The organism is Wolbachia endosymbiont (group A) of Cydia splendana (genome assembly GCF_947179475.1).
In the GTDB taxonomy this organism is placed as follows: domain Bacteria; phylum Pseudomonadota; class Alphaproteobacteria; order Rickettsiales; family Anaplasmataceae; genus Wolbachia; species Wolbachia pipientis.
In genome coordinates, this window is the sequence record NZ_CAMXBP010000002.1 from 248,306 (window position 1) to 274,258 (window position 25,953).

General features: G+C 35.4%; 25 protein-coding genes and 3 tRNA genes. 17 read left to right on the forward strand and 11 right to left on the reverse strand.

Annotated features, from left to right (window positions below; translation table 11 throughout):
* Nucleotides 1–2: 2 nt before the first annotated feature.
* Nucleotides 3–1,328, reverse strand: coding sequence for an IS4 family transposase (locus OM961_RS06980; RefSeq protein ID WP_264339118.1), 1,326 nt, complete (start codon nt 1,326–1,328; stop codon nt 3–5).
* A gap of 87 nt (nt 1,329–1,415) precedes the next feature.
* Between OM961_RS06980 and OM961_RS06985 the strand changes: the two genes are divergently transcribed.
* From OM961_RS06985 to OM961_RS07000, 4 genes are all read left to right on the forward strand, one after another.
* The gene (locus OM961_RS06985; RefSeq protein ID WP_264339704.1) at nt 1,416–2,090 is read left to right on the forward strand and encodes a hypothetical protein; all 675 of its coding nucleotides are present in this window, start codon (nt 1,416–1,418) and stop codon (nt 2,088–2,090) included.
* A 50-nt stretch (nt 2,091–2,140) separates the two neighbouring features.
* A complete protein-coding gene (locus tag OM961_RS06990; protein ID WP_264339705.1) occupies nt 2,141–2,503 on the forward strand; it encodes a hypothetical protein in 363 nt (120 codons plus the stop codon).
* Nucleotides 2,504–2,571: 68 nt separating this feature from the next.
* Nucleotides 2,572–2,643 (forward strand) — tRNA-Glu (locus OM961_RS06995).
* 28 nt (nt 2,644–2,671) lie between these two features.
* Nucleotides 2,672–3,358: a 16S rRNA (uracil(1498)-N(3))-methyltransferase gene (locus OM961_RS07000; protein WP_264339706.1), complete on the forward strand. Its 687-nt coding sequence runs from the start codon at nt 2,672–2,674 to the stop codon at nt 3,356–3,358.
* A 90-nt stretch (nt 3,359–3,448) separates the two neighbouring features.
* Here the strand turns inward: OM961_RS07000 and OM961_RS07005 are convergent, their stop codons facing one another.
* Nucleotides 3,449–4,774, reverse strand: coding sequence for an IS4 family transposase (locus OM961_RS07005; RefSeq protein ID WP_264339146.1), 1,326 nt, complete (start codon nt 4,772–4,774; stop codon nt 3,449–3,451).
* A 233-nt stretch (nt 4,775–5,007) separates the two neighbouring features.
* Here OM961_RS07005 and OM961_RS07010 point away from each other — a divergent pair.
* The 4 genes from OM961_RS07010 to sucD all read left to right on the forward strand — a co-directional run bounded on the left by OM961_RS07010 (nt 5,008) and on the right by sucD (nt 7,549).
* Nucleotides 5,008–5,081 (forward strand) — tRNA-Pro (locus tag OM961_RS07010).
* A 199-nt stretch (nt 5,082–5,280) separates the two neighbouring features.
* Nucleotides 5,281–5,481 carry a 30S ribosomal protein S21 gene (gene rpsU / locus OM961_RS07015; protein ID WP_006279819.1) on the forward strand — a complete coding sequence of 67 codons (201 nt, stop codon included), beginning with the start codon at nt 5,281–5,283 and terminating at the stop codon, nt 5,479–5,481.
* Between the two features lie 37 nt (nt 5,482–5,518).
* Nucleotides 5,519–6,670 (forward strand): ADP-forming succinate--CoA ligase subunit beta, encoded by a 1,152-nt coding sequence (sucC, locus tag OM961_RS07020; RefSeq protein WP_264339707.1) that lies wholly within the window; start codon nt 5,519–5,521, stop codon nt 6,668–6,670.
* A gap of 3 nt (nt 6,671–6,673) precedes the next feature.
* On the forward strand, nt 6,674–7,549 hold the full coding sequence (gene sucD / locus OM961_RS07025; protein ID WP_264339708.1) for a succinate--CoA ligase subunit alpha: 876 nt from the start codon (nt 6,674–6,676) through the stop codon (nt 7,547–7,549).
* An 8-nt stretch (nt 7,550–7,557) separates the two neighbouring features.
* Here sucD and dapF read toward each other — a convergent pair whose 3' ends face one another.
* Entirely contained in the window at nt 7,558–8,346 is a 789-nt protein-coding gene (dapF, locus tag OM961_RS07030) for a diaminopimelate epimerase (protein WP_264339734.1), read from the reverse strand.
* Entirely contained in the window at nt 8,327–8,914 is a 588-nt protein-coding gene (locus tag OM961_RS07035) for a nitroreductase family protein (protein WP_151807513.1), read from the reverse strand. The genes dapF and OM961_RS07035 overlap by 20 nt, the downstream gene beginning before the upstream one ends.
* An 85-nt stretch (nt 8,915–8,999) precedes the next feature.
* Between OM961_RS07035 and OM961_RS07040 the strand changes: the two genes are divergently transcribed.
* The 6 genes from OM961_RS07040 to petA all read left to right on the forward strand — a co-directional run bounded on the left by OM961_RS07040 (nt 9,000) and on the right by petA (nt 14,550).
* Complete coding sequence (locus OM961_RS07040) at nt 9,000–9,527, forward strand: biotin transporter BioY (RefSeq protein ID WP_264339709.1); 528 nt, start codon at nt 9,000–9,002, stop codon at nt 9,525–9,527.
* Nucleotides 9,524–9,913, forward strand: a complete 390-nt coding sequence (locus OM961_RS07045; RefSeq protein WP_319606716.1) for a DUF1284 domain-containing protein — start codon at nt 9,524–9,526, stop codon at nt 9,911–9,913. Before OM961_RS07040 ends, OM961_RS07045 begins: the two co-directional genes overlap by 4 nt.
* A 160-nt stretch (nt 9,914–10,073) precedes the next feature.
* A complete protein-coding gene (locus OM961_RS07050; protein ID WP_264339711.1) occupies nt 10,074–10,949 on the forward strand; it encodes a tetratricopeptide repeat protein in 876 nt (291 codons plus the stop codon).
* 81 nt (nt 10,950–11,030) lie between these two features.
* Nucleotides 11,031–11,103, forward strand: a tRNA-Val gene (locus OM961_RS07055).
* 52 nt (nt 11,104–11,155) lie between these two features.
* Nucleotides 11,156–13,864: a DNA topoisomerase (ATP-hydrolyzing) subunit A gene (gene gyrA, locus OM961_RS07060; RefSeq protein ID WP_264339712.1), complete on the forward strand. Its 2,709-nt coding sequence runs from the start codon at nt 11,156–11,158 to the stop codon at nt 13,862–13,864.
* An 86-nt stretch (nt 13,865–13,950) separates the two neighbouring features.
* A complete protein-coding gene (gene petA / locus OM961_RS07065; RefSeq protein WP_182309809.1) occupies nt 13,951–14,550 on the forward strand; it encodes a ubiquinol-cytochrome c reductase iron-sulfur subunit in 600 nt (199 codons plus the stop codon).
* 9 nt (nt 14,551–14,559) lie between these two features.
* Here the strand turns inward: petA and priA are convergent, their stop codons facing one another.
* Complete coding sequence (priA, locus tag OM961_RS07070) at nt 14,560–16,902, reverse strand: replication restart helicase PriA (protein ID WP_264339713.1); 2,343 nt, start codon at nt 16,900–16,902, stop codon at nt 14,560–14,562.
* A 144-nt stretch (nt 16,903–17,046) separates the two neighbouring features.
* Between priA and OM961_RS07075 the strand changes: the two genes are divergently transcribed.
* Nucleotides 17,047–18,831: a hypothetical protein gene (locus OM961_RS07075; RefSeq protein ID WP_264339714.1), complete on the forward strand. Its 1,785-nt coding sequence runs from the start codon at nt 17,047–17,049 to the stop codon at nt 18,829–18,831.
* Between the two features lie 72 nt (nt 18,832–18,903).
* Here OM961_RS07075 and thyX read toward each other — a convergent pair whose 3' ends face one another.
* The 6 genes from thyX to acpP all read right to left on the reverse strand — a co-directional run bounded on the left by thyX (nt 18,904) and on the right by acpP (nt 23,822).
* Nucleotides 18,904–19,758, reverse strand: a complete 855-nt coding sequence (gene thyX / locus OM961_RS07080; protein WP_264339715.1) for an FAD-dependent thymidylate synthase — start codon at nt 19,756–19,758, stop codon at nt 18,904–18,906.
* 9 nt (nt 19,759–19,767) lie between these two features.
* Nucleotides 19,768–21,045: a UDP-N-acetylglucosamine 1-carboxyvinyltransferase gene (gene murA / locus OM961_RS07085; RefSeq protein WP_006279833.1), complete on the reverse strand. Its 1,278-nt coding sequence runs from the start codon at nt 21,043–21,045 to the stop codon at nt 19,768–19,770.
* A 155-nt stretch (nt 21,046–21,200) separates the two neighbouring features.
* A complete protein-coding gene (locus OM961_RS07090; protein WP_338481834.1) occupies nt 21,201–22,025 on the reverse strand; it encodes a CPBP family intramembrane glutamic endopeptidase in 825 nt (274 codons plus the stop codon).
* 122 nt (nt 22,026–22,147) lie between these two features.
* Complete coding sequence (locus OM961_RS07095; RefSeq protein WP_255322260.1) at nt 22,148–22,273, reverse strand: hypothetical protein; 126 nt, start codon at nt 22,271–22,273, stop codon at nt 22,148–22,150.
* Nucleotides 22,274–22,276: 3 nt separating this feature from the next.
* Entirely contained in the window at nt 22,277–23,548 is a 1,272-nt protein-coding gene (gene fabF / locus OM961_RS07100; protein WP_010082030.1) for a beta-ketoacyl-ACP synthase II, read from the reverse strand.
* 13 nt (nt 23,549–23,561) lie between these two features.
* Nucleotides 23,562–23,822, reverse strand: coding sequence for an acyl carrier protein (acpP, locus tag OM961_RS07105; protein ID WP_006279836.1), 261 nt, complete (start codon nt 23,820–23,822; stop codon nt 23,562–23,564).
* Between the two features lie 145 nt (nt 23,823–23,967).
* On the opposite strand from acpP, the gene OM961_RS07470 reads away from it, so the two are divergent.
* Nucleotides 23,968–24,975, forward strand: a complete 1,008-nt coding sequence (locus OM961_RS07470; RefSeq protein WP_264339716.1) for a polyprenyl synthetase family protein — start codon at nt 23,968–23,970, stop codon at nt 24,973–24,975.
* Nucleotides 24,968–25,909: an FKBP-type peptidyl-prolyl cis-trans isomerase gene (locus OM961_RS07115; RefSeq protein ID WP_010963087.1), complete on the forward strand. Its 942-nt coding sequence runs from the start codon at nt 24,968–24,970 to the stop codon at nt 25,907–25,909. The genes OM961_RS07470 and OM961_RS07115 overlap by 8 nt, the downstream gene beginning before the upstream one ends.
* The last annotated feature ends 44 nt before the right edge of the window (nt 25,910–25,953 follow it).

A 25,953-nucleotide genomic window follows, 5' to 3' on the forward strand; every position in this document is an offset into this window, starting at 1 on the left:
AGTTAAGAGATTGTGAGCAAATTTAGAGAGGTTAAAGTGGATACTCTAGCCCTTCTACGTTTGTCTTTTAATGAAAATCGCGACCAAGTTATAGTGAGTTTTTTAAGAAATGCTTTTAAACTATTAATTTTGGTTAATACTAAAAATAACTCTCTAACCCGCCTTTTTAGCTCAATAAATGCCTTTGTTAAGCTAAGTTCTGTATTCTTTTTCACTTCTGTGCAACCAACTATGCCGTGAAATATAAGAATTGCGCACAATTTAGCATATAGTTCACATAATACTCTGCATGGCTTTCCTTTTAGCTTATCAAGCCTGATATGGCTTTTATACAATTTAAATAATAACTCAATTTGCCACCTTACTCTGTAAATCGTTAATACTTGCTCAGCACTAATTTTATTTTCTGGAACATTAGTTATAAATATTGACCAGTTCAACAATTTTTGATTTCTTTTAGAGGATGTATATCCCTGCGATCTTGCTAATCTATTAGCTTTCCTTCTTCTGGCCATAGACTGTTCTTCAGTTAGTTTCTGACATATAATTCTTACTCTAATTTTTGCTTCTTTTCCTAACAATACCTCGTTTTCTAAAAATAACTTATCCTCTAAACATTCTAATAACTCCATTTTTTGATTTGTTTCTACATCATATATGTTGGTATCGGATTTATAACGACTTATGAAATAAGCTCCTATTTCATTGATTTGTTTAAAAGAACTTGGCACAAAATAACCGAGATCAGATATTAGCAAATCATTGCTTAATATATTACTTAAATGTTTCCTATATCCCTGGTCTGATCTTACCCCCTCCGTTAAATTAAGTTGGTCTATTATCTGATTCATGTAGTCGAAAACTAATTGTAACTTTATTCCAGACTTAGTATTGCTTTCATAGCCACTGTAGCTAGTACCATAACCTTTATACATCTCTTCCATACTGTTAGGTAGAGTAATATAGCTACTGTCCAATAATTTAACACTATTAAATTGCTGTAAGATTTTGCAATCAACTTGCAAGATATTTTTAAAGAGAATCACAGATTCATTATACATCCTTTTCATAAATTCCACTGCTTCTTCAGTAAATCTAAAATCCAAACCTTGTTTTGTTATATCTATCGAGTCCTCGTTTAGTAATTGACACATTGTTTCTACGCTACAATTATCAACTCCTATATTACCCAAGACCATGGCTTTTACGAATGATGAACCTTTTAGCTTTCTCTTTCTTTTTATAAACCTTGTTGTAATTGAGATTTTCTCTGCTTTTTCATTAAAAAATTCTTTGAGCTTTTTTGATAAGCAAGTTATTTTATTCATTGGTTCTCTCACTAAAAGTATATCTGGGAGAACTTATACCTTATTATTCTATCTCTTTCATACCTTTATTTCCTTAACTTGACGCGTATGCTCAAGAATACAGGATCATTTGATATAAATAATAATCAAGCTTTAAATCAGGCTTTAGGACATGCTACAGATCACAAAATAATGGAATTGCTGATTAATCGTGGAGCTGATATCCACTCAATAGATGAGAATGGAAAGAATGTTATAATTCGTGTTATTGAGAGTTTAGCAGAATCAAAAAATCTAAAATTGGATAGTGAGAAAAACTTACCAGCAGAGATAATTCTTCACCCCACAGTTTCCTTTTTACTAGGAAAAGGCGCAGAGTATTATTCTACAGATGATTTGAATGTTGAAGCTATACAACAAAAACCTCCTAGAACCTCTGAATATGAGCCAATAACTATGTACGCTGAGGTGAACAACAATGTAATACCACCTCAAAAACCTTCTAGAACTTTTGAGTATAAGCCAAAGAGCACTAATTATGATGCTTTGCCTTCAAAAGAGCCAATTTACGCTGAGGTGTATGATGCTAAGGTTAGTAACTCATTAGGGGAGAATGGTTATTTGAGTGTATCAGAAGAATCTATTTATGCTGAAATATATGATTCACATAAAAAATCCACTGAAAATTTATCATTGGAAGATAGTGGTTATTTGAGTATATCAGAAGAACCTATTTATTGCACTATAGATGATCTTTCAGAACAAAAAAGCCTACTAGCCTAAAACAGAAAGAGCCAGAACAGTCGTCAGAACCTATTTATGCTAGGGTAGATTTGTCCAAGAAAAGAGCAGAAAGAAAAGCAAAAGACATAAAAGCTAATTCTGGAACTTGCCATGGGTTAGTGCAAGATAAAGTGAATGATTGGCAAGTGAAGCTAAATGAGCTAAGTGCTAATAAGTCGATAAGTCAGCAACAGACTAATGATCAAAAAATTAAGACCAAGGCTAGCTTTAGTGTAGAAGAAATAAGGCAGAAATATGAGCGTAGAGATTCTGGCTACGATTCTGGCTATGATTCCGATACAAAAGTTGAACAACAATTAGAATTAGCTCCTAAATCTGAGATAGGTTCAGTGAGTATTGAGCATGGAGTAATAGGAGGCTGTCGATATAAGATTACTGATATATCCCTCTAACTATGTGATTCAAAATAATTGAATTGACTTTATATATGTAATCGATATAACCTAGTTAGATTCAAGTTGACTCTTTCGTCTAGTGGTTAGGACACCACCCTTTCACGGTGGTAACACGGGTTCAAATCCCGTAAGAGTCACTCAAGTAGAATATAATTAAAGTTTTGAATGGGAAAAATTAGGCTCTATGTTGAAGAAGCTTTATCACAAGGCGTGAGTTTAGCACTTAATCCACAACAAAGTCACTATATTTGCAATGTAATGCGGCTTAAGAAGTATGATAATCTCTCTCTTTTTAATGGAAAAGATGGAGAATGGTTAGGAGAAGTAGTTAATATATCGCGTAAATTGACAGAAGTTACACCCAAAGAATGCACTAAACAACAGCAATATGAGGAAAATTTATACCTGTATTGTGCCATGGTAAAAAGTGCTGCTTTGAACAACATAGTAAGACAGGCAACTGAAATGGGAGTAATCTGCATTCAATTTATTTCAACGGAACGTACAGTGGTAAAAAATATTAACCTAAGTAGAGCAAAATTACAAGCAATCGAAGCAGCGGAACAATCCGGTAGGATAAGTATACCAGAGATTTTGCCTCCTATTAACTTTTGCGAATTACCTGATTCCAAGAGTAAAAATTTTGTTTTATGTGATGAAACAGGTAAAGCTGATAAAGTGCTGAAAGGTAAGAAAAATGTTGCTATTATTGTTGGCCCTGAAGGTGGTTTTTCATCTTATGAACTTGATCTTGCCGATAAGTTTTGTCAAAAATTGAGTCTAGGAAAAAGAATTTTAAGAGTCGATACCGCTGTGGTTGCTGCACTAACTTTCACCAATTGGTGTAGCTAGATTTTTAAATATGGCTAAGATAAAGAAATCTGGTTCAGTGTTGCGCGCACAAAAACTCTGTAGACTCTCTACGAAGCCATACGCGTCAAGTTAAGAGATTGTGAGCAAATTTAGAGAGGTTAAAGTGGATACTCTAGCCCTTCTACGTTTGTCTTTTAATGAAAATCGCGACCAAGTTATAGTGAGTTTTTTAAGAAATGCTTTTAAACTATTAATTTTGGTTAATACTAAAAATAACTCTCTAACCCGCCTTTTTAGCTCAATAAATGCCTTTGTTAAGCTAAGTTCTGTATTCTTTTTCACTTCTGTGCAACCAACTATGCCGTGAAATATAAGAATTGCGCACAATTTAGCATATAGTTCACATAATACTCTGCATGGCTTTCCTTTTAGCTTATCAAGCCTGATATGGCTTTTATACAATTTAAATAATAACTCAATTTGCCACCTTACTCTGTAAATCGTTAATACTTGCTCAGCACTAATTTTATTTTCTGAAACATTAGTTATAAATATTGACCAGTTCAACAATTTTTGATTTCTTTTAGAGGATGTATATCCCTGCGATCTTGCTAATCTATTAGCTTTCCTTCTTCTGGCCATAGACTGTTCTTCAGTTAGTTTCTGACATATAATTCTTACTCTAATTTTTGCTTCTTTTCCTAACAATACCTCGTTTTCTAAAAATAACTTATCCTCTAAACATTCTAATAACTCCATTTTTTGATTTGTTTCTACATCATATATGTTGGTATCGGATTTATAACGACTTATGAAATAAGCTCCTATTTCATTGATTTGTTTAAAAGAACTTGGCACAAAATAACCGAGATCAGATATTAGCAAATCATTGCTTAATATATTACTTAAATGTTTCCTATATCCCTGGTCTGATCTTACCCCCTCCGTTAAATTAAGTTGGTCTATTATCTGATTCATGTAGTCGAAAACTAATTGTAACTTTATTCCAGACTTAGTATTGCTTTCATAGCCACTGTAGCTAGTACCATAACCTTTATACATCTCTTCCATACTGTTAGGTAGAGTAATATAGCTACTGTCCAATAATTTAACACTATTAAATTGCTGTAAGATTTTGCAATCAACTTGCAAGATATTTTTAAAGAGAATCACAGATTCATTATACATCCTTTTCATAAATTCCACTGCTTCTTCAGTAAATCTAAAATCCAAACCTTGTTTTGTTATATCTATCGAGTCCTCGTTTAGTAATTGACACATTGTTTCTACGCTACAATTATCAACTCCTATATTACCCAAGACCATGGCTTTTACGAATGATGAACCTTTTAGCTTTCTCTTTCTTTTTATAAACCTTGTTGTAATTGAGATTTTCTCTGCTTTTTCATTAAAAAATTCTTTGAGCTTTTTTGATAAGCAAGTTATTTTATTCATTGGTTCTCTCACTAAAAGTATATCTGGGAGAACTTATACCTTATTATTCTATCTCTTTCATACCTTTATTTCCTTAACTTGACGCGTATGCTCTACGAAGCAGTCTGTTGTTAAAGAGTAGCTAATAAAAAACATATTCTAAGATAATATTAAATCTCGTATTATATTTTTTCTAAAGTAAACAAATGAATCTTGCATTTTGCCTGAGTTATTGATACTCTGAGTAAAGAAGTCGGGGCGTAGCGCAGCCTGGTAGCGCATTTGGTTTGGGACCAAAGGGTCGGGAGTTCAAATCTCTCCGCCCCGATGTTAGTATAATTGTAAGAACGCTGTAACATAAGAGCAATCTCCATCAGTAAGCAAGTAGCGGACACTGGAATGACATCATTTGTCATGTAAATTACGGCATATTACATTTTAACGCTCAAGTTTATAAAATAATTGACAATGTTAATTTTCTAATTTATAAATAGATTTTGAAATGATTACCGAAGGAGGTATAGAGTTTGATAGAAGTATCAGTCCATTATGGTGATGTAGACAGAGCTCTTCCAGTATTGAAAAAAACAATTCAAAAGGAAGGAAGAGGGTTGAAAATGAAAAAACAATATCATGAAAAAAAATCAGAAAAAAGAGCTAAAAAGAAAGCTGAAGCTAAAAAAAAGAGGTACCAACAAGAGTGCAGAAGGCAGCGTTATGGTTGGTAGTTTATACTCAAGTTAATAGTTTATCATTGGTTATTTTATGAATATTCACGAATATCAAGCGAAAGAAGTTTTACATAAATTTAATGTCCCAGTGCCAAAAGGTTTTGTTGCTACATCTGCGGAAGAAGTAAAGACTCAAGTAAGTCAATTAAAATCTGACGTGTTTGTAGTTAAAGCTCAAATTCATGCAGGTGGTAGGGGTAAAGCCGGTGGCGTAAAGCTAGCAAAGTCAGCTGAAGAAGCTCAACAGTTTGTAAAGGACATGATTGGTATGACTTTAGTTACTCATCAAACAGGGCCAAGCGGGCAGCAAGTAAGAAAAGTATACGTTGAAGAAGGCTCAAGCATTAAGAAAGAGTATTATTTAAGCCTGGTAATCGACCCGAAGCTCAGTAGGCCAATATTCATATTTTCCTCAGAAGGTGGAATGGACATTGAAGAAGTGGCGAAAAATTCTCCCGCAAAAATTGTGAAATTTGATATTGATTCTGCTACAAGCTTTGATAGCAGCAAGTTGAGCAGCAGTTTTAATTTGAGTTCAGAACAAATAGAAAAAATAACAAATGTTGCAAAAAATATATATGATGCGTTTATTGCAACTGATGCGAGCCAAATTGAAATTAATCCACTGGTTGAAACAAATTCTGGAGATTTTATTGCGCTCGATGCGAAAATTAATTTCGATGATAATGCTTTATATCGTCAACCAGAAATTATGGAACTTCGTGATTATGATGAAGAAGTGAAAGAAGAGATAGAGGCTTCAAAGTATGGGCTCAGTTACATCAAAATGGATGGCAGTATTGGTTGCATGGTAAATGGTGCAGGTCTTGCTATGGCAACAATGGATATAATAAAATACTACGGAGCAGAGCCTGCTAACTTTTTGGATGTTGGTGGTGGAGCGAGTAAAGAAACTGTAACTGAAGCATTTAAAATTATATTGTCTGATAGCAACGTAAAAGGAATTCTGGTTAACATATTTGGTGGTATAATGCGTTGCGATATTATTGCAAGTGGAATTGTTGCTGCTGCAAAAGAAATGAGCATTAAAGTTCCTCTAGTGGTTAGATTATCAGGTACTAATTTTGAAGAAGGAAAAAAAATTTTAGAAGAGTCGGGATTAAATATTATTGCTGCAGATGAACTGGGTGATGCTGCACAAAAGATAGTAAAAGAGGTAAAATAAAGCATGTCCGTTTTAGTAAATAAAGATACAAGATTAATATGCCAGGGTTTTACTGGTGCACAAGGTACGTTTCATTCAGAGCAAGCTATTGACTACGGGACGAAAATGGTTGGCGGTGTAACTCCTGGAAAGGGTGGGAGCACTCACCTTAATTTACCGGTTTTTAATACTGTAGCAGAAGCCAAAGAAAAAACCGGTGCAAATGCTACAGTTATATATGTACCTGCTAAATTTGCTGCTGCTGCAATACTTGAAGCAATAGATGCAAAAATAGAATTGATAATTTGTATTACAGAGGGCATTCCTATACTTGATATGGTGAAAGTTAAGCGTGCGCTTATCGGCTCAAAAAGTCGATTGATTGGTCCTAACTGCCCGGGAATTATTACACCTGAAGAATGCAAAATAGGAATTATGCCTGGTCATATCCATAAGCGTGGACACATAGGAATTATGTCTCGCTCTGGAACTTTAACTTACGAAGCAGTAGCACAAACAACCGCTGTTGGTCTTGGTCAATCCACATGTATCGGAATTGGGGGAGATCCAGTTCATGGTATGACATTTGTCGACTGTATGGAGCTCTTTTTAAAAGATAACGATACTCATGGTATTGTAGTTATTGGTGAAATAGGTGGAAACGAAGAAGAAGATGTATCACATTTTGTGAAAACAGAAAAAACTAAAAAGCCAATCGTTGGTTTTGTAGCAGGCCAAACGGCACCTCCAGGAAGACGTATGGGACACGCTGGAGCAATCATCTCTTCCAGCGGTGGAAGTGCTGGTGCAAAACTAGAAGTTATGCGAAGTGCTGGAATTGCAATTGCAGAGACTCCTGCGGTGATTGGTAAAAAAGTTTTGGAAGTAATGCATCACTAGAATTAGGGTTACAAAAATCCTATATCACCGGTCATGAATACGTTATTTGCCCATTCGATTAATAACTTACCTCCTGGTAAATCTACTGAAGTCTGTTGGGCAGTCAGATATCCACGTAGTGTGGATGCAACAAGTGCCGCACAGGCTGCACTACCGCATGATGCAGTAATGCCTGTACCTCTTTCCCAAACTCTTAAAGTTATTTCTCCAGACTTTTCAACTTGTGCAATACTAATATTAATTTTCTGAGGAAATAATACGTAATTTTCCAGCTTTGGTCCTAAACTTTGCAATGGTATTTCATTTACGTTATCAACAAAAAAAACTATGTGAGGATTACCAATATTTACTGCAACGGGCTCTTTTAGCATTTCAAGCTCTATAGGTAAGTAAAGAGTGTCACACTCAGTAGATAAGGGAATTTCATGCCATTTTAGCAAAGGTTTACCCATGTTAACCTTTATGGATTTATCACCCACTTTAAAACACTCTAAAATGCGTTTGTTTACCAGCTCAATAGTGATATACTCAGTACCTTTTTCTGACATTAGCAAATATCCAACGCAACGTGCTGCATTTCCGCACATTTCAGCTTTGCTACCATCAGCATTATAGATATGCATAAAGCAATCGGCTAAACTGGAGTTTGTTATCACTATGACTTGATCGCAACCGTTTTGGTTAGCAATTTTTTTATAGTTCCAATTTAAATCATTTGCTGAACGTGAGTCTATGATAACGAAGTTGTTACCAGTTCCGTGCATTTTGATAAAATTTTCAGGACCTTGGCCACTCATCATAAAAAAACATTTCTTCTATTGGTCTCCTTTTTTTCTTACTTGTTTCAGCGCCCTCTTCTTCGTAACCAACCGCTATCACTGACATTACGTTAAAGTCATTGGGTATATTGAACTCTTTCACTATTTTATCTCTATCAAATCCACCCATTTGATGGGCCATTAAGTTCATAACTGCAGCTTGTAACATAAGTCCATAATTTGCTGCACCAGTATCATGATTAGCCCAAAGATTTTCTCCTTTACCTTGTTTACGGAAGTTTTTAGCACTTAAAGATATGATTAACACTTGTGCATCTTTTGCCCATTTTTGATTAGATTCATCAAGGCAATTTAGCAGCTTTTCCCATGCGCTTTGATTGTTCTGTTTGTTGCATATTACGTATCTCCAGGGTTCATCACCAAAACATGAGGGAGTCAGCCTTACAGCTTCCATTAAAATATCCATGTCTTCCTGAGATATTGCTCTTGTAGGATCGTATGAACGTCCGCTGTGTCTTGCTTTCATCAACGATAATAGATCTTGTTTACTCATCATTTTTAATTTAATAGTGCATAAATAATTCATTGTAGCACAATATAAGCAAAATTTAAATTGCAAAACCTCTCATACACATATATTACATTTAATAAGTTATTTTTATTGGGAAGGTATGTTTATAACACAATCTAGCAGCAGATCAACACTGGCTGAAATATTGTCTTGCATTTTACTTTTATTCTTGATGGCTCAAATAAGCATACCATTGCAGACTGTGCCTATCACATTGCAAACTTTAGGAGTAATGCTTATTGGGCTTAAATTTAACCGCAGAACAGCATTTTATTCTGTGCTTACATATCTATCACTTGGTGCAGCAGGATTGCCTGTTCTTGCGAATTTTTCTGGTGGTTATCACATTTTTCTCGGACCAACAGGTGGATATTTAATTGGCTGTTTAGCTGCCGTTATGGTAATGAGCAAAGTAAATGAATTACTGAACTCTAAGTATAAATCATTTGTGTGTAATTCTTTAAGTTGTCTGGCTGGTACAGTTATAATCTTTATTTGTGGTGTTAGTTGGCTTGCTGTTTACTTGGGTCTGAGACAAGCAATAATGGTGGGTGTTTTGCCATTTATCCTTCCTGGTTTTATAAAAATTTTTCTACTTGTAGCAGCTTTGCAATATTTGAAAAAATGATAAAATTCCGCCCTCATCATTTCATGTGCACCCTCGCGTTTCGGGGATATGGGTATTCTCAGGGTTTTGTAGAAAATTATAAAAAGATAGCAAGCAAAGTAATTAGTACTCAAATCGAAGTAGTTGGTAACCTTGATAGTATCTGTAGTGCTTGTCCAAATCAGACTAAACAAGGTAAATGCACCACACAAGCTAAAGTTTTAGAGCTAGATAGAAGGCATATGGAAATTTTAGGAGTAAAAATTGGCGAGACTTTAACTTGGAATGAGGCAGTAAAAAAGATTAGAGAGAAAATGTCTTTAGAGAAATTCGAGTACGCATGTGAGGGGTGCAATTGGCAGCCATATGGAATATGTAAAAATGCCCTTTTAAATCTACAAAGGTAGTTGACAAAATGTTAAGATAAATCGAAGCATTTTTGTGGAAATGAAGCGAAATATAGAAGACAAAAGATAAGTGCGTTCTACACAGCATATTCGTCCCGCTAATTAATAATATCTTTATTATTGTATGAGATAGGTAATTTAGCATTTATGAATTTGTAATGTGTTGCGCATAGCTAAAAGAAATAAGGTTTACTGGTTACACGCTGCAGCCAATGCCACAACACTAGGACCTATGTTTATCTGCATGTTAATTTGCGTTGTGATTTTATGGAGGTCTTCTGTTACCTATGCTAGTGAAAATTTGGAGATACAGAAGGCCTTTGATAGTGTTGTCAAGCATATAAAAGCTGATAAAAAATATAAAGATCTTGATGTTATTGAGAGAAAAAGTGACAAATTTAATATCAAAATTTCGCAGAATTCTGGCAAGAGTTTTGACATATACTCTACTTTAAAAAAAGCAAAAGATTCCTTTGAGTTAGGAGATAATGAAACAGCTATTTCTCTCCTTAATCAGATTACCGCAAAGTTTCCTTATCATAAAAATGCTTTGATTGGACTAGGGAATATTTATTACGCTAATAAAGAATACAAAAAAGCTGTAGAGATTTACACAAGACTGTTAAAAGAACACCCTAGTAACCCTTACATATTAAAAAATTTTCTGACGATAATCTCACAATATGATCCTGATCTGGCGTTGAGTGAAATGTTAAAATTGTATGATATACATAAAAATTATGCTCCTTTATTAGCAAATTTAGGTCTGATCTATATGAAAAAGGAGGATTATGTAAAAGGTAAAGAGTATATGATAACTGCTATTTCCCTCGATGAAAACAATATTTTTTATACTTATAATTTAGCTGTTATTCTAGATAAACTTTCAGATTTTCAAAATGCTACAATATTCTACTTAAAGTTGTTAAACATGGCTACAACTTCGAAAGATGTGAGTGAAAAAATACCTTTATACAAAGTGACAGCAAGACTAAAATTTATAAAACTTCACAGCACGCACCCAAAGATTTCATAAAAGCTTATAGCTTACCTAAAGCTAATTTATCGCTATTTTTGTTTACAATAATAATATTGAGCTATAGAATTAGATCTAAAGGGGCAATTAGCTCAGCTGGTAGAGCATCTCGTTTACACCGAGGAGGTCGGCAGTTCAAGTCTGTCATTGCCCATTTGCTTAACTGAATGTTAGTATTATTAATTACTTCAATTAAAGTATAGAAAATGCAGGATAATATAGTACCAATCTCAATAGTAAAAGAGCTGGAAGATTCTTATCTTTCCTACGCAATGAGCGTTATCATAAGCAGGGCTATACCTGACGTGCGGGATGGATTTAAACCTGTTCATAGGCGTATATTATATGCAATGTCGAGAGCTGGATTCGATGCCGGTAAGCCATATAAAAAAGCGGCTCGTATAGTTGGGGACGTAATGGGGAAATATCACCCACATGGTGATGCAGCTATTTACGATTCCTTGGTTAGGATGGCTCAAGATTTCTCTCTTCTTTTACCGCTTATTGATGGGCAAGGTAACTTTGGTTCGATAGATGGAGATCCACCAGCTTCAATGCGATACACAGAAGCAAGACTTCAAAAAGTGTCACACTTTTTACTGAATGATATTGATGAAGATACAGTTAATTTTAGGCCAAACTACGATGGAAATGAAACAGAACCAGTTGTGCTGCCTGCAGAGTTTCCGAATCTATTGGTAAACGGTGCAAGTGGTGTTGCAGTTGGTATGGCAACCAATATTCCTTCTCATAATCTTGGAGAAATAATAGATGCTTGTATATTATATGTAGATAATTCTGAAGTTACTTTGGATGAGTTACTTGAAGTGATGCCAGGGCCGGATTTCCCAACTGGGGGAACGATTCTTGGAAGGTCTGGAATAAAATCAGCATTTGCAACTGGTCGTGGATCAATTGTTGTGCAAGGCAAGACTCACATAGAAGACCTGCCACAAGATAGGCAAGCAATAGTGATTGATGAAATACCTTACCAGGTAAATAAAGTAAAATTAATTGAGAAGATAGGTGAGCTTGTAAAAGAAAAAAGAATTGATGGCATAACAGAAATTAGGGATGAGTCCGATAAGTCTGGTATTAGAGTAGTAATTGACCTCAGAAGAAATGCTGAAGCAAGTTTTATACTTAATCAAATATTGGGACTAACTCCACTAAGAAGTAGTTTTAGTGTTAACACTTTAGTACTCAATAACAACAGACCTGCTTTGATGTCGTTAAAAGAAATCATAGCTGCTTTTGTTGACTTTAGAAAAGAAGTGTTAATCAGGAGAACAGAATTTCGTCTAAGAAAAACGAGAGAAAAAGCTCATATATATATAGGGCTCTACATTGCGGTCCTCAGCATAGATGAAGTGATAAAAATCATCCGCGGTGCAAAAGATCCTGCGGAAGCAAGTAGAGAACTTTTAAATAAAGAATGGAAAACTTCGAATGAAATCAACACTATCATCGAGTTGATTTCAGATAGCGCAAGCTTTTTGAAAGATGGAGTGTATAGATTAACTGAGCTACAAATTAAAGCTATCCTTGATATGAAACTGCAGCGTTTAACAGGCCTTGAAAAAGACAAATTAGAAGCTGAGCTAAGTTCAATGATCAACCTGATAAAAGAATATATCGCTTTTCTTGGCTCAGAAGAGAAGTTGATGAAGGAAATAAAAAACAATCTACAAGAAATAAAGAACAGATTTGCTGTGCCGCGAAAAACTTCAATAGAGGAATCAGATACGGACATTGAAGCTGAAGATCTAATTCCACAAGAGGATATGGTGATAACCGTAACTATGAATGGTTATATCAAGCGTGTGAAGCTTTCTCACTACAGAACTCAGCGTCGTGGTGGAAAAGGAAAGCTAGGACAAGGATTAAAAGAAGAGGATGTAATCACAAAATTATTTGCTGGGAATACCCACACTAGCCTCTTATTCTTTTCTAATATTGGTCGAGTTTATAGATTAAAAGTTTATAAGTTGCCTCTTGCAGAACCAACTGCACGTGGAAGAGCACTTGTTAACATATTTCCGCTTAGCGATGGTGAAACTATAACTAATATCATGCCATTGCCAAGTGAAAATGACGAAAATCAAAACATAGTTTTTGCTACTGCTCATGGAAACATAAGGCGTAACTCTTTAGCGGACTTTCACTATATTCCAAGCAATGGAAAAATAGCAATAAAGCTCGATGAAGGAGACAAATTAATATCGGTTAAAGTATGCAATGCAATTGATCATGTTTTTCTTTCAACAAGATTCGGCAAAAGTATCAGATTTGTTGTAAGTGATGTGCGTCAATTTAAAAGTCGCAATTCAGATGGCGTAAGAGGTATCAAACTTGCAAAGAGTGACAGCGTGATATCCATGACCATATTAAATGGGATAGGTGTAGCAACAGAAACAAAAGAACTTTACTTAAAAGTTCCACTTGCAAAAAGACTGGGAACTGCAATTAATAACTCCATTGATTCTAAATTGGAAAAGACTTTAAATGATTTAGGAATAGATAACGAATTATTCTTAAAACTTGCAGTGAATGAGGAGTTTATATTAACTATTACTGAAAATGGCTTTGGTAAAAGAACTTCTGCGTATGAGTATAGAATAACTAACAGGGGTGGTGTTGGTATCACCAATATTCTTACTACTAGCAGAAATGGTAATGTTATTGCTAGTTTTCCAGTTGAGCAGGGTGATAATATAATGCTTATTACAGATAAAGGAAAGTTAATTCGTATTTCAGTAAATGATATCAGGATTGCAGGACGTAGCACTCAGGGAGTAACTCTATTTAAAACAGAAAGTAGAGAAAAGGTGGTGTCAGTAGCGAAAATTGAAGATCCTGATTCCACTGAAGATAGTATTTCTGAAGTTGAAAACTCTATCTCTTCTCAACTGTAGTACAGGTTAAACAAAAAGCGCAAGTTTTTGTTGATTAATACGCAGTATTTAAATTAAAATATATACTTATGGCTAAGTAAAGATCAATGGACAAAAATTTAACTAAAAATAAAAAACCACTGGCAGACAAAGAGGATAAAAAAACACCTCCTGTTAAAGATCTTACTAAAAATAAGAGTAGGAGAGATTTTATAACATTAACTACATGCGCTATGGCAGGTATAGGAGCTGCAAGTGGACTTTGGCCACTGGTTAAATCTATGAATCCTTCTGCTGAAGTTCTAGCAACTTCCACAGTGGAAGTGAATTTGTCTGGAATTCAGGAAGGACATGGAGTAAAAGTAAAGTGGCAAGGTAAACCAGTATTCATTCGTAGACGCACAAAGCAAGAAATTGAGGCTGCAAGAGCTGTGAATGTGAAGAGCTTGAGGGATCCTCAATTAGATGAGCAGAGAGTATACGAAGGAAAAGACGAATGGTTAATCATGATCGGAATATGTACACATCTTGGGTGTGTACCGGTTGACCACGCTACAAGAGATGGTAATGGTTGGTTCTGTCCTTGCCACGGTTCATATTATGATACATCAGGCCGAGTGATTGGGGGTCCTGCACCAAAAAATATGGTTGTACCTGATTATTTTTTTCCCAGTGAGAATGTTGTGGTAATTGGCAAGAAGGCTTAACGGAACTCGTTAAAAAAAACTCACAGGATCAACATCTATTATCACTGCAATACTCGAATTCAAGTTACAATTTTTAATCCAATATTTCAGCTTTTTTTGTATAGATAAACTGTGTTTATTGTGTATTTTTAATAATACCCTATACCGATACTTATTATTTAAAAAATTTATCGCTGCTGGTGATGGGCCAAGAATTTCAAATTCCTTTTTGTCTACACCTACATTTTTTTCCTGGATACAAGTAGTTAAGCTACTTGGATGACAAAGAAGAGATTTTACTATTTCATTCGCTGCTTTTTGTGTTGCAATCTGATTCTTACCACAAATGATAAGCGCTATTAATCTGCTAAATGGTGGCATTTTGGCTTCACGTCTTGACTTAAGTTCAATTTCATAAAATGAGTCCCTTTTTTGATGCAGCAATGCTTTTATTATTGAACTTTCAGGGTTATTGGTTTGCACTATTACCATTCCTTTTTCATTAAACCTTCCTGACCTGCCTGCAACTTGGTGCAATAATTGATACGTCTTTTCCGCTGCTCTCAAATCAGAATTTTCGAGGCTCAAATCTGCATTCATTACTCCAACCAAAGTTAATTTGGGAAAATTGTGCCCTTTAGCAATTATTTGTGTGCCGATTATAATGTTCACCTCTTCTTTCAACACTAAGTCAATTACGTTACTAACCGACTTTTGATCGCTGCTTATCATCGCAGTTTTTGCGTTTGGTATTAATTTCACCATTTCTTCAAGTAACTTTTCAATTCCTATGCCGTAGAGGGACAACGGCTGTTCACTTTGGCAATTAGAGCATTTTTCTGGAAGTTTCAATTGATAAGAGCAGTGGTGGCACAAAAGAGCATTTTTTTTCTTGTGATATGTAAGCCAAACAGCACAATTTAAGCAGGAAATTTTATATCCACACTTTTTACAAACTGCCAGTTGTGCATACCCTCTGCGGTTTAGAAAAAGCATAACCTGCTGTTTTTTCTCTATGGTTTGTTTGATGCTTTCAAAAAGCTCAGAGGAGATCCATTGCTTGTTGTTCCTCATATCTACTACTTTAATGAGTGGCAATTCTGCACCACCAAATCGTTTAGTTAGCTTTACATGATTGTAATTCCCGTTTTTAACATGATGAATCGTTTCAAGCAGTGGAGTAGCTGATGATAAAATAATCGGAATATTTTCAAATTTGGCTAAGATTATCGCCATATCTCGAGCATTATATATAATTCCCTGTTCTTGTTTAAAAGATGAGTCGTGCTCTTCATCAACGATAATCAATTTTAGGTTTTTATAAGGCAAAAAAAGCGCTGACCGTGCACCAATAATTATCTGCGCATTTCCATTTGCTATATTGAGCCAATTATTCCGGCGAGTTTTTGGAGTGAGCCCTGAGTGCCATTCAACTAAGTTTTTTGATATCTGACCGCGAACACGATTTACCAATTGTGAAGTTAAAACAATTTCAGGTAGGAGGATTAAAATTTGTGTATTACCTTCTCCTGATGTCATTTCAACATATTCTGGTGTCATACTAGTACGTGGCAAAGACGGTATGCTAAATGTTACAGTGGGTTTTGCCTTGAGTATAAAGGTGTCATTCCAGTGCTTGACACTGGAATCCAGGAATTTTGATTGTAAATTAGGTATTGGTTTTAAGTTAAAATAAACATTTGTAATGAGGTTATATGAAAAACTGGATCCCAGTGTCAGGCTACTCGGATGACACCCTCTTGGTAGACCCAAATCACAATGTTCGTACAGTTGTGTCTCTGGGCACTGGGATGGTAAAGTCTGAGCAGCATTTGGAACGGCAGTGTAATTCTTAATCAATTGTGCAATCACAGAGAGATAAACTTCCGTTTTTCCAGATCCTGTCTCACCGTCAAGCAAAGTCACTGAATACTCGTTCAAATTGCTGATTATTTTATCACTAGCTATCTGCTGTTCAGGGCTTAATTGGCAACTTATTTCACTTGTTTCCTGCTTTTGTTCAACACAAACCAATTTATCTATGTGATTTACTTTTAACACTCCTCCCATTATCACTTTGGCAAGCATACCAATAGGTATTAAATTGTATTGTGCAACCCACTCTGCAAATGCAATCAATTTTGGTCTAATATTTGGTAAATCGATTTTTTGCTCAATAAATTTTAATTCTCGGTTACTTTTATCACTGTATTTCCAAACTATTCCGATTAAGCGTTTTTTGCCAAATGGCACCACTACGTAATCTCCAAGTAAAATCTCAGTATTTTCCTCAATTGCATATGAAAATAACTGATCAATTGGAAGTGATAGTAATACGTCAACTGTTTTTGCCATAGTGATTGAGTTTAACATTGTTTTAAAGAGCTTGTAACTTTATTAAGCTTGGCAATATAGATGAATCGGTACAGAGAAAATCTTAACGTTTAACACATTTTTCATAGTACAGACCGTATGATTGATAAATAAAATGATTTATAGAATTTGTGGAGGCTACCAATGGTCAACGACAAGATTACTTTGAATTTTGAAATAGAAAAAGGCGAACCTATAGATCGATACTACTTTTCTGCACATATAAAGCTTACAGATGAAAGCAAAAATCTTTTGCGCGAGAAGCTTGGCAGTACAATTCAATTCGATAATCTAGATGATCACTTCAATCTTAACCATGAGAATTTTTATATCTACTACAACAAATATAGTGAGCACAATGGTAGAAGTGAGCTACACGTTAGGGATGATAACGGTAAATATTTAACCTCCAATCTTCCACTTAATTACTATGGATTCTCAATGGAACTATCACCTGACGGAGCGTCAATTGCAGATTATGGTTTTTATCCTCTGTATGCAATCTATAACCCAAATCACTATGATAAAGCAAAGGAAAAAGTATTTGATGATCACGGTGAATTGTCACCAACTGCATCAAATGTGTTAGATAATTTTTTAAGCAACACAAATAGCTTAACCACACAAGATATATTACAAAATGTATTCTCACAACTGCAGAAGAAAGCTGATGAAGAAGCAGAAAGATTGGCAAGAGAGAGAGAAGCAGAAAGACAAAGGGAGGAAGAGTTAAATGAAAAGAACGAGGAGTTAAAAGAACTTGTAGAAAAGGATGAGATTAAAATATTCAAAGTGGTAAAAGGTAATGATTTAGGTAATGGGCATTCAGCAGTAGTTTTACAACTTGATGGGGAAGAAGGTGACAAGATACCTCTCGACTCTAGTAAATACTACATAGCAGAGTATAGACACCACCCAGAATGGGAAGGCGATGAATATTTAAATTTTGTTAGCCCTGATAGTGATATGCTGGTTAATTATGAAAACTTATTTTTTGTGCTCAATCAAAGCTCCTACTCAGACTTTGAAAGTGGGTTTTATTCAGAAAACAGAACCGATCCCCATAATTATGCTAAATATTCAAAGGAACCATATTTGAGTGGTGACCAGCTATCTGAAAAATTATCTAATGAATTGGAGGAAGATAGCAATCAGATAGGTACTGAATTTACAATTGATGATGAGCAAGTAGACGAAGAAGTTGTGGTAGAGAGTGAAGCCAAGTCTGGGGAGAAAGGAACGGTTGGTGAGGATAACGCAAAAAATACTATACAGGAAGAAGAATCTAACTATATAGATCAAATGCAAGCGGATGATAGCAGCAGTTATAAACCAGCTTTGCAAAGCAATCGTGATGATTATGCTGATACGAAAAAAGCTCTGCAGGAAAAATTGCATGGAGATGAAATACACAAGCAAAGTAATGAGAAAGCTCAAAAAGATATAGAAGTAAAAAAAGTAACTGTGGAAACTGACAGTAGCAGTAATAAGACTGAAAAACAAACAAAACCAACAGAAGATGAACAAGAAACTGTTATGGCAAGTGTGATAGAAAATATGGATAAAAATTCTGATATTGAAGCAGAAACTTCTAACAGTGTTGCAAATTCACAACATCCCTTAAAAATAAAGACAGGAAGTCCTCTTGAAGTGGGAAAGTATAAGGTGGAGCTGCAAGTGACATATGATGATGTAAAGAATTTTTATGATACCGTACGTGGTAAATATCATGCTGGCGATGGATATAACTACGAACAAGTAATGGTTTTATATAATGAAATTGTTAGGCCCGCTCACAATCATCATTACGAGCTGTTTACTCTTGATGAAGCACATGTTGCTAATGATCACCTGTTTATCAAGGGTCAGGATTTTGGAACTCTAAATGATTTTAATGAGATGTTCTATAAAAGTGATGAGTTAATGTGATGTAAAAAGCAAGATTCAATCTGGTGAACGAGAGTTAACTGACAGAGGAGATTGACACGTATGCCTTTATCTTTAAGATTGTTTATCAAGTATAGACATCAGCTCGCCCCATTCTCTTTTACCAATATTACTTTCTTCTCTAGTAACGTTTTCCCCTTTAATTAATTTGCGAATTATTTCTAGACCAGTTCTTGAAATACAGGCTGATTCTAGGCAATATTCAACAAAGGCATTGTAGGCCAGTGGAACCCATTTTTTTATTATATCCAGCATAACTTCTGCATAAACTCTGATTTCATATTGGGCATGCTTATCAGCTCTAAGCTTCAAAAAATGAAGGAGATTATGCAGATCTATTTTCCAATAAAATTGCGTGTAGTAATTAAGCATTAGGTTAGTTCTGGCAATTTCTCTTGCAAGCCCCTGCTCAATAAATTTTTCATAATGAGAATATACTAAATTAGAGTCATTTGTTAGAGAATCTATTATTTCCTTTGAGGTATCTGGATCAAAAGCTTCCCCGCTACCTTGTTTATTATTGTCAGATTGTTTTGCAACTTGTTCTGGTTTAGGTGTATAAAATTCATTATCAAGTATTGAATACCTTGCTGAATATTCATTCACATTTGCAGTTCTATGCCTTGTCCATTGCCTTGCAACAAAAATTGGAAGTTTCACGTGAAACTTAATTTCACACATTTCAAATGGAGTTGTATGATGATGTCTCATTAAATACTTTATAAGTGCTTCATCCTGACTTATCTGTTTTGTTCCCTTGCCATAAGAAACACGAGCAGCTTGAACTATAGCGCTATCAGAGCCCATATAATCCACTACTCGAATAAATCCATGGTCTAATACCTTATGTTCTTCATATAAGATTGCATCTATTTCTTTTACTATAGTTCGTTTGGTTGCTTCATTCATAAAATATCCTCAAGACGAAATGGAGATATCAGCTCCACATGAATTGAGTTTTTCATGCATTGCTTCATATCCTCTCCATAAATGATGTGAATTGTTTATTATAGTTTCTCCACCGGCTACCAAAGAAGCAAGCACCAAAGCTGCTGTTGATCTTAAGTCAGTAGCATATAGATTAGCTCCAGATAAGCTTTTTATTCCACTTATAGTAGCTTTGCTTTTCTCGATGCTGATATTAGCACCTAACTTTCTCAATTCATCTGCATGTGTAAATCTGTTTTCAAAAATGTTCTCTTCAATTACTGATATCCCATCAGCGATGCACATTGCAGACATCAGTTGTGGTTGCATATCACTGGGAAAATTGGGATATGGATCTGTCGCAACGTTAGCAGACTTAATAGAGCCATTTTTTCTGGAAATAACAATGCCTCCATCATACAGTTCAACCATAGCTCCTATAGTCTCCAACTCATTTGTAATACACCTTATATCAGATAGATTTATTCCTTCCAACTCCAACTTACCACCGGTTATTATAGCAGCTAGTGCATAGGTGCCTGCTTCTATGCGATCTGGTATTATTTTATGAACACATCCATTTAGTGCTTCAACTCCTGTTATTATGACCTTTGTATTATCAATTTCAATATCAGCACCCATTTTCTTCAGAAAATCTATTAAATCAAGAACTTCCGGCTCAGTTGCAGCATTGTTTATTGTTGTCACTCCTTCTGCAAATGTTGCTGCCATTATTACATTTTCTGTTGCGCCAACACTTATTTTCTCAAATGTGATTTCTTTTCCTTGTAGCTTTCCTTTCACTGTTGCAATTATATTATAGCCGTCAATTTCAATTTTAGCTCCCATTTCTTCTAATGCTTTAATATGCATATCAACGGGACGCTTTCCAATGTTGCATCCACCAGGAAATGCTGTTCTCGCTTTGCCAAATCTGCTAAGCATTGGACCCAATATTAGAAAAGAAGTTCTTAGCTTACTTGCGGTTTTATATGGCATCACGTGATTGTTGATATTGCTGCAGTCAATTTTCAAAGTATGGTTCGCTTTATAATTTTTATTGTGCATAAAGTTCACTTCTGCTCCAAGACTTTCAAGCAACTTAGACATTAGATGCACATCAATTAAATCAGGTACATTATGCAAAATTACCGGGGAGCTACTTAATAGACTTGCTGCCATTATTGGTAAAACAGCATTTTTTGAGCCATTAATCTTGATTTTTCCGACCAAAGGTTTGTAGTTATTTCTTATTAATATCTTGTGCATTTAATTAGATATAAAGTATAATTCATTAGTTTATTGAAGTCTTACTAAGTATAATAGATTGACCGTAAAAGGCAAAATTTGCTTTTTCTTCCTCATCATCCCAGTGTCATGCTACCTGCATGACACCTGATGCGAATTGCCCCCGAAATTTTATACTATGAATTACTCAAATGACGCTCTCGAGCTTTATCAAACCAAATAACACCAATTGCAACAATGAAATAACCAGCTGCTCCTAATGTAAGGCGAATTACTGCATCGAAAGTTGACAGAGGAGGAGACGGCATTAGAATGCTCAAAACACTATACACAAGATTATTTGTTGCATGAGCAATAGTTACTGGCCAAATCGAGTTGTCTTTTTCAAACAACCAGGTAAACATTATAGACATTGCACAAATATAAAGGGTATAAGCACAAATAGTCGGGAATGTAAAGCCATCCTTCCACAAAGCTGAGCCAGCAACCACATAAGTTGGTATGTGCCATACTGACCAAATAATACCGACAATAATTGCTCTGATATAAAAATTTGATATTTTGCTTTTAAGATTTTTCAAAAGATAGCCACGCCAACCGATCTCTTCACCAAGAGACATAATGATCCACATCACAAAGGTTGATAATAAAACAAATAACATCACTAATGGACTCAAAACTGCACTCAAATCCTTTACACGGTCTAACGTAAAAGACTCTCGGAAAAATGAAAAACCGCAGTAAATTGACAAAAGACCATTGGAAATTAGCATACTTACCAGAATAAGTATAAACCCTAATAGACAGTTTTTTGGCGAACTAAGTTTAAAAAGATCCCTTACCTTCTGTTTATTATAAATGGTTAGCAAAATTGCAACTGAAGCCGGAACAAATGTTGTTAATAATGTTATGTCTTTGAAAGGTAAGCACCAAGCTATAATGCACGTCAAAAAATATGTAATTACAAAAAATAATGTACAATTAATAGTGGTTAAATTAATGCATACGCCCATCAATTCCTTTTCTGCATTATTGATCTTTATTCATAAATTGTCAATAAAATACTTCTTCAGGGATGAATAGAATATTTTTTCTTTTTGAATTGCTATTGATAGTTTAATTTTTATATGTATTCCCTTTCACAACCGTTTGTCATCCCAGTGTCACGTGCTGGGATGACAGTAGGAGAGCTGCTTGCATGACAAGAGGAGGGTACTGGAATGACAAGAGGAAGACACTGGGGTGACATCAACTAAACTTGTCCAAATATGAGCGATGCATTAGTGCCACCAAAACCAAACGAATTAGAAAGTGCATATTGAATTTTATGCTCCTGAGCTTTAAACGGTACAAAATTTAAATCACATCCTTCTGAAGGCTTGTGTAAATTTAAGGTTGGCGGAATAATTCCATTATTTAACGCAAGAATACTGAATATTGCTTCAACGCTCCCTGCAGCACCAAGTAAATGTCCTATAGAAGATTTAGTTGAAGAAACAGGTATTTTATAAACGTAGTCACCGAATAACTGTTTCATTGCTATTACTTCAATTTTATCTCCAAGTGGCGTTGAAGTTCCATGTGCATTGATATACCCTACTTGATTGGGATTAATTTGTGCGCTCTTTAAAGCAAGCTGCATTGCCTTAAATGCGCCTCTTCCTTCTGGATGTGGTGCTGTAATGTGGTGCGCATCTCCTGTGAGTCCGTACCCAACCAGTTCAGCATGTATTTTTGCCCCCCTTTTTTTCGCATGTTCGTATTCCTCCAGCACCAATATACCTGCTCCTTCACCCATAACAAAACCATCGCGTTCTTCATCCCATGGCCTTGAAGCTTCTTCCGGTTTATCGTTAAATTTAGTTGATAACGCCTTCATAGATGCAAAACCTGCAATTCCAACTCTACACAGTGCACTTTCTGCTCCACCTGCAATCATAACATCCGCTTCACCAAGTTTTATAGTTCTTGCTGAGTTTATGATTGCATGCGCACCTGTTGCACATGCGGTTACTGCTGAATCGTTTGGACCTGTAAATTCGTATTTAATAGAAATATGGCCAGATATCAAATTTATTAGACTTGCAGGGACAAAAAATGGACTGACACGTCTGGGCCCTTTTTCCTGCATGGTAATAACATTTTCCTGAATTGACGGAAGACCACCTATACCAGAGCCAATAGTCACACCAACACGTTCCCGATTGATATTTTGGCTTTCCAAAATTAATGAATCATCTACTGCCTGAATAGCTGCTGCAATACCGTAATGGATAAAACGATCTGTCCTTTTTGAGTCTTTCTCAGAAATATAATCTAGTGGATTGAAATGGTGCTCAATGTTGTCTGATTGCAACGGCACCTGCCCTGCAATTTTGCAAGCAAGATCAGAAGAGTCAAATCTATCCGTATTGATTGCTTTTATGCCAGACTCACTTTTTATTAGCCTTGACCAAGTGTTGTCAACATCTGCCGCTAGTGGAGTGATTAAACCAACACCAGTGACTACTACTCTTCTGCTCATTTAACACTAACTATTAGCCTTTTTTATTATTAATGTACTCAACTATTTGCTCCATAGTTTCCATTTTTTGTGCGTCTTCATCTGGAATTTCTATTCCAAACTCTTCTTCTGCTGCCATGATGATTTCAACTGCATCTAAGCTGTCTGTACCATGCTCCGAAAGCTTTGAAGAGCTGTTGAATTTCTCTACATCCTTACTAATATGCTCTAGTATAATCTTTTTCACTTTTTCTTCTATGTCTTCTCTAGTGCTCTTTGCTAGTTCGCTATTCACATTTCTTACCAAAAAAATAACCTATTCTTTGATGTTATAAAAAATTTTTATGTTTGCAATATCTTTTATAACTGGTAAACTACAGTAAAGTTTTCTACTGCCCTAGCTGGCTAGCGTTACGTGCTAAACAATTAACAATTCAAAAATGCTAGACGAAACAACAAAAAATTTGCTTATTGTAGAAGTAAATAAACTCTTACCCGAAAATAGCGAGAATAAGCTTATATCAGCTATGCGTTATATACTCCTTGCTCCTGCAAAACATATACGCTCCTTTTTAGTCGTAGCTTCATCGCGAGTGTTTAACGCGGAAGCTAAAAAAGTAATATCAGTTGCTGCAGCAATTGAATTTGTTCATGCTTACTCTCTAATTCACGATGATTTACCGTGCATGGACAACAGTGATACTCGCAGAAGCCAGCTAAGCTGCCATAAAAAATTTGATGAAGCAACAGCAGTGCTTGCCGGAGATGCACTACTTACTCTGGCTTTTGAGGTATTATCTTCGTTAAATGAGAAACGCTGTGAGATCATAAAAGTTCTTTCTCAGGCAATAGGAATTAGGGGAATGGTGGGAGGACAGGCTTTAGATATTAACAGTGAGCATATAGATTTTAGCCCCCAACCCTCTGTCATTCAAGTAGCTGACACTGGGATCCAGAAGGCTTTGCCTACAAGCATTTCGTGCAAAAAGCCATGCGATAGTGGAGCTGAACATGGAATGGATTCCAGTGTCAGCTACTTGCATGACACCCTTTCTACCTTAAAACTACAACATTCGTACGGCTGTATGTATGACGCTGGAATGACGTCGGGCCAAGCTGATAAAATAAAAGAAATTCATTTGATGAAAACCGCAAAACTATTTGCAGCTTCATGTGAAATAGGTGCTATAATCGGGGGTGCTACAGACAAGCAACGTAAAGCGTTATATAACTATGGAATAAATCTAGGGCTTATCTTTCAAGCTAAGGATGATATTGAAGACTACGAACAAGATAAAACAAATAATCTTATGTCTGTGCTTGGTAAAAGTGAAGTAGAGGACTATATAGACGGCCTCTTTAAACAAGGCTTGGATAATTTGAGTGCGCTTTCAGGGGATACTAATTATTTATATGATTTATTGAATCAAGTAAAGAAAGATGGTTAGAAAAATTATATTACAAATGCTTATTTCCGTAGTAATGATTCTCACTTTAACTTCTGCTTTTGTGTTTACTATTGTCTATATAAACAAAGGTAAACCGGAAAAAAAGGACAAGCTTTATGAGATAAATGCCACGCATGGTGGTTTGATACAGACGATAGCACATTACCTAGTGAAGCCAATACTTGAATCAGCACTTGACCGCTATATTGAAAAGCATGGGCTGACAGAATATTTAGAAGAAATAACGCAGCAAAAGGAAGAAGATTCAATAAATTTTTATGAAATTACTGAAGGCAGTGGCAGCAAGGCTTTTTGTGGCCTGGAAGTCCTATTGCAAATATATAAAATTTCTAATAATAACTCAGCAACACTCCCTAGCAAAGTTTCTGATGTTACTTTGAAAATAGGTCAAGATGACCTAAAAGAAGTGAGTTTAGGGGTAATAGGTATGAAAGAAGGCGGAGAGCGTGTAGTTACTATTGCCAATGAGAACAAAATGAATTTTAATTCTTATTACGTCAAACTGATCGAAGTAAAGGATAAATATCCCGACTCAGTAAATAATCTGATGGTTTTTAATGACTTAATTAACAAGACTGGAAAACAAGTAAGGTGCGGTGATGAGATATCGGTTAAATATAGCGTAAAGGAGCATAATGGGGAATATATAGTCAAAGATCAAACAGTGCAATTTAGGGTTGGCGATAAAAAAATACCACTTGCTATAGAGCTTGGAGTTGTGGGAATGAGAGCTGGTAATAAAAGAACTATTCTTTCTCCGCCTGACCTTTTGACTATTACTGACGATATGTTAATAAAAGACATAGATTATGATGAAGAAAATATCTCAATAATTGACTTAAGCTTAGATGTTAAGCAAGAGGTCGCAGCACACCATTCTACTGTTGAAAAACAGCCTAAAGAATATAGCTGAAATTTTAGGTCTACTGGCTAATCTTCTGAACACTCTCTATACTA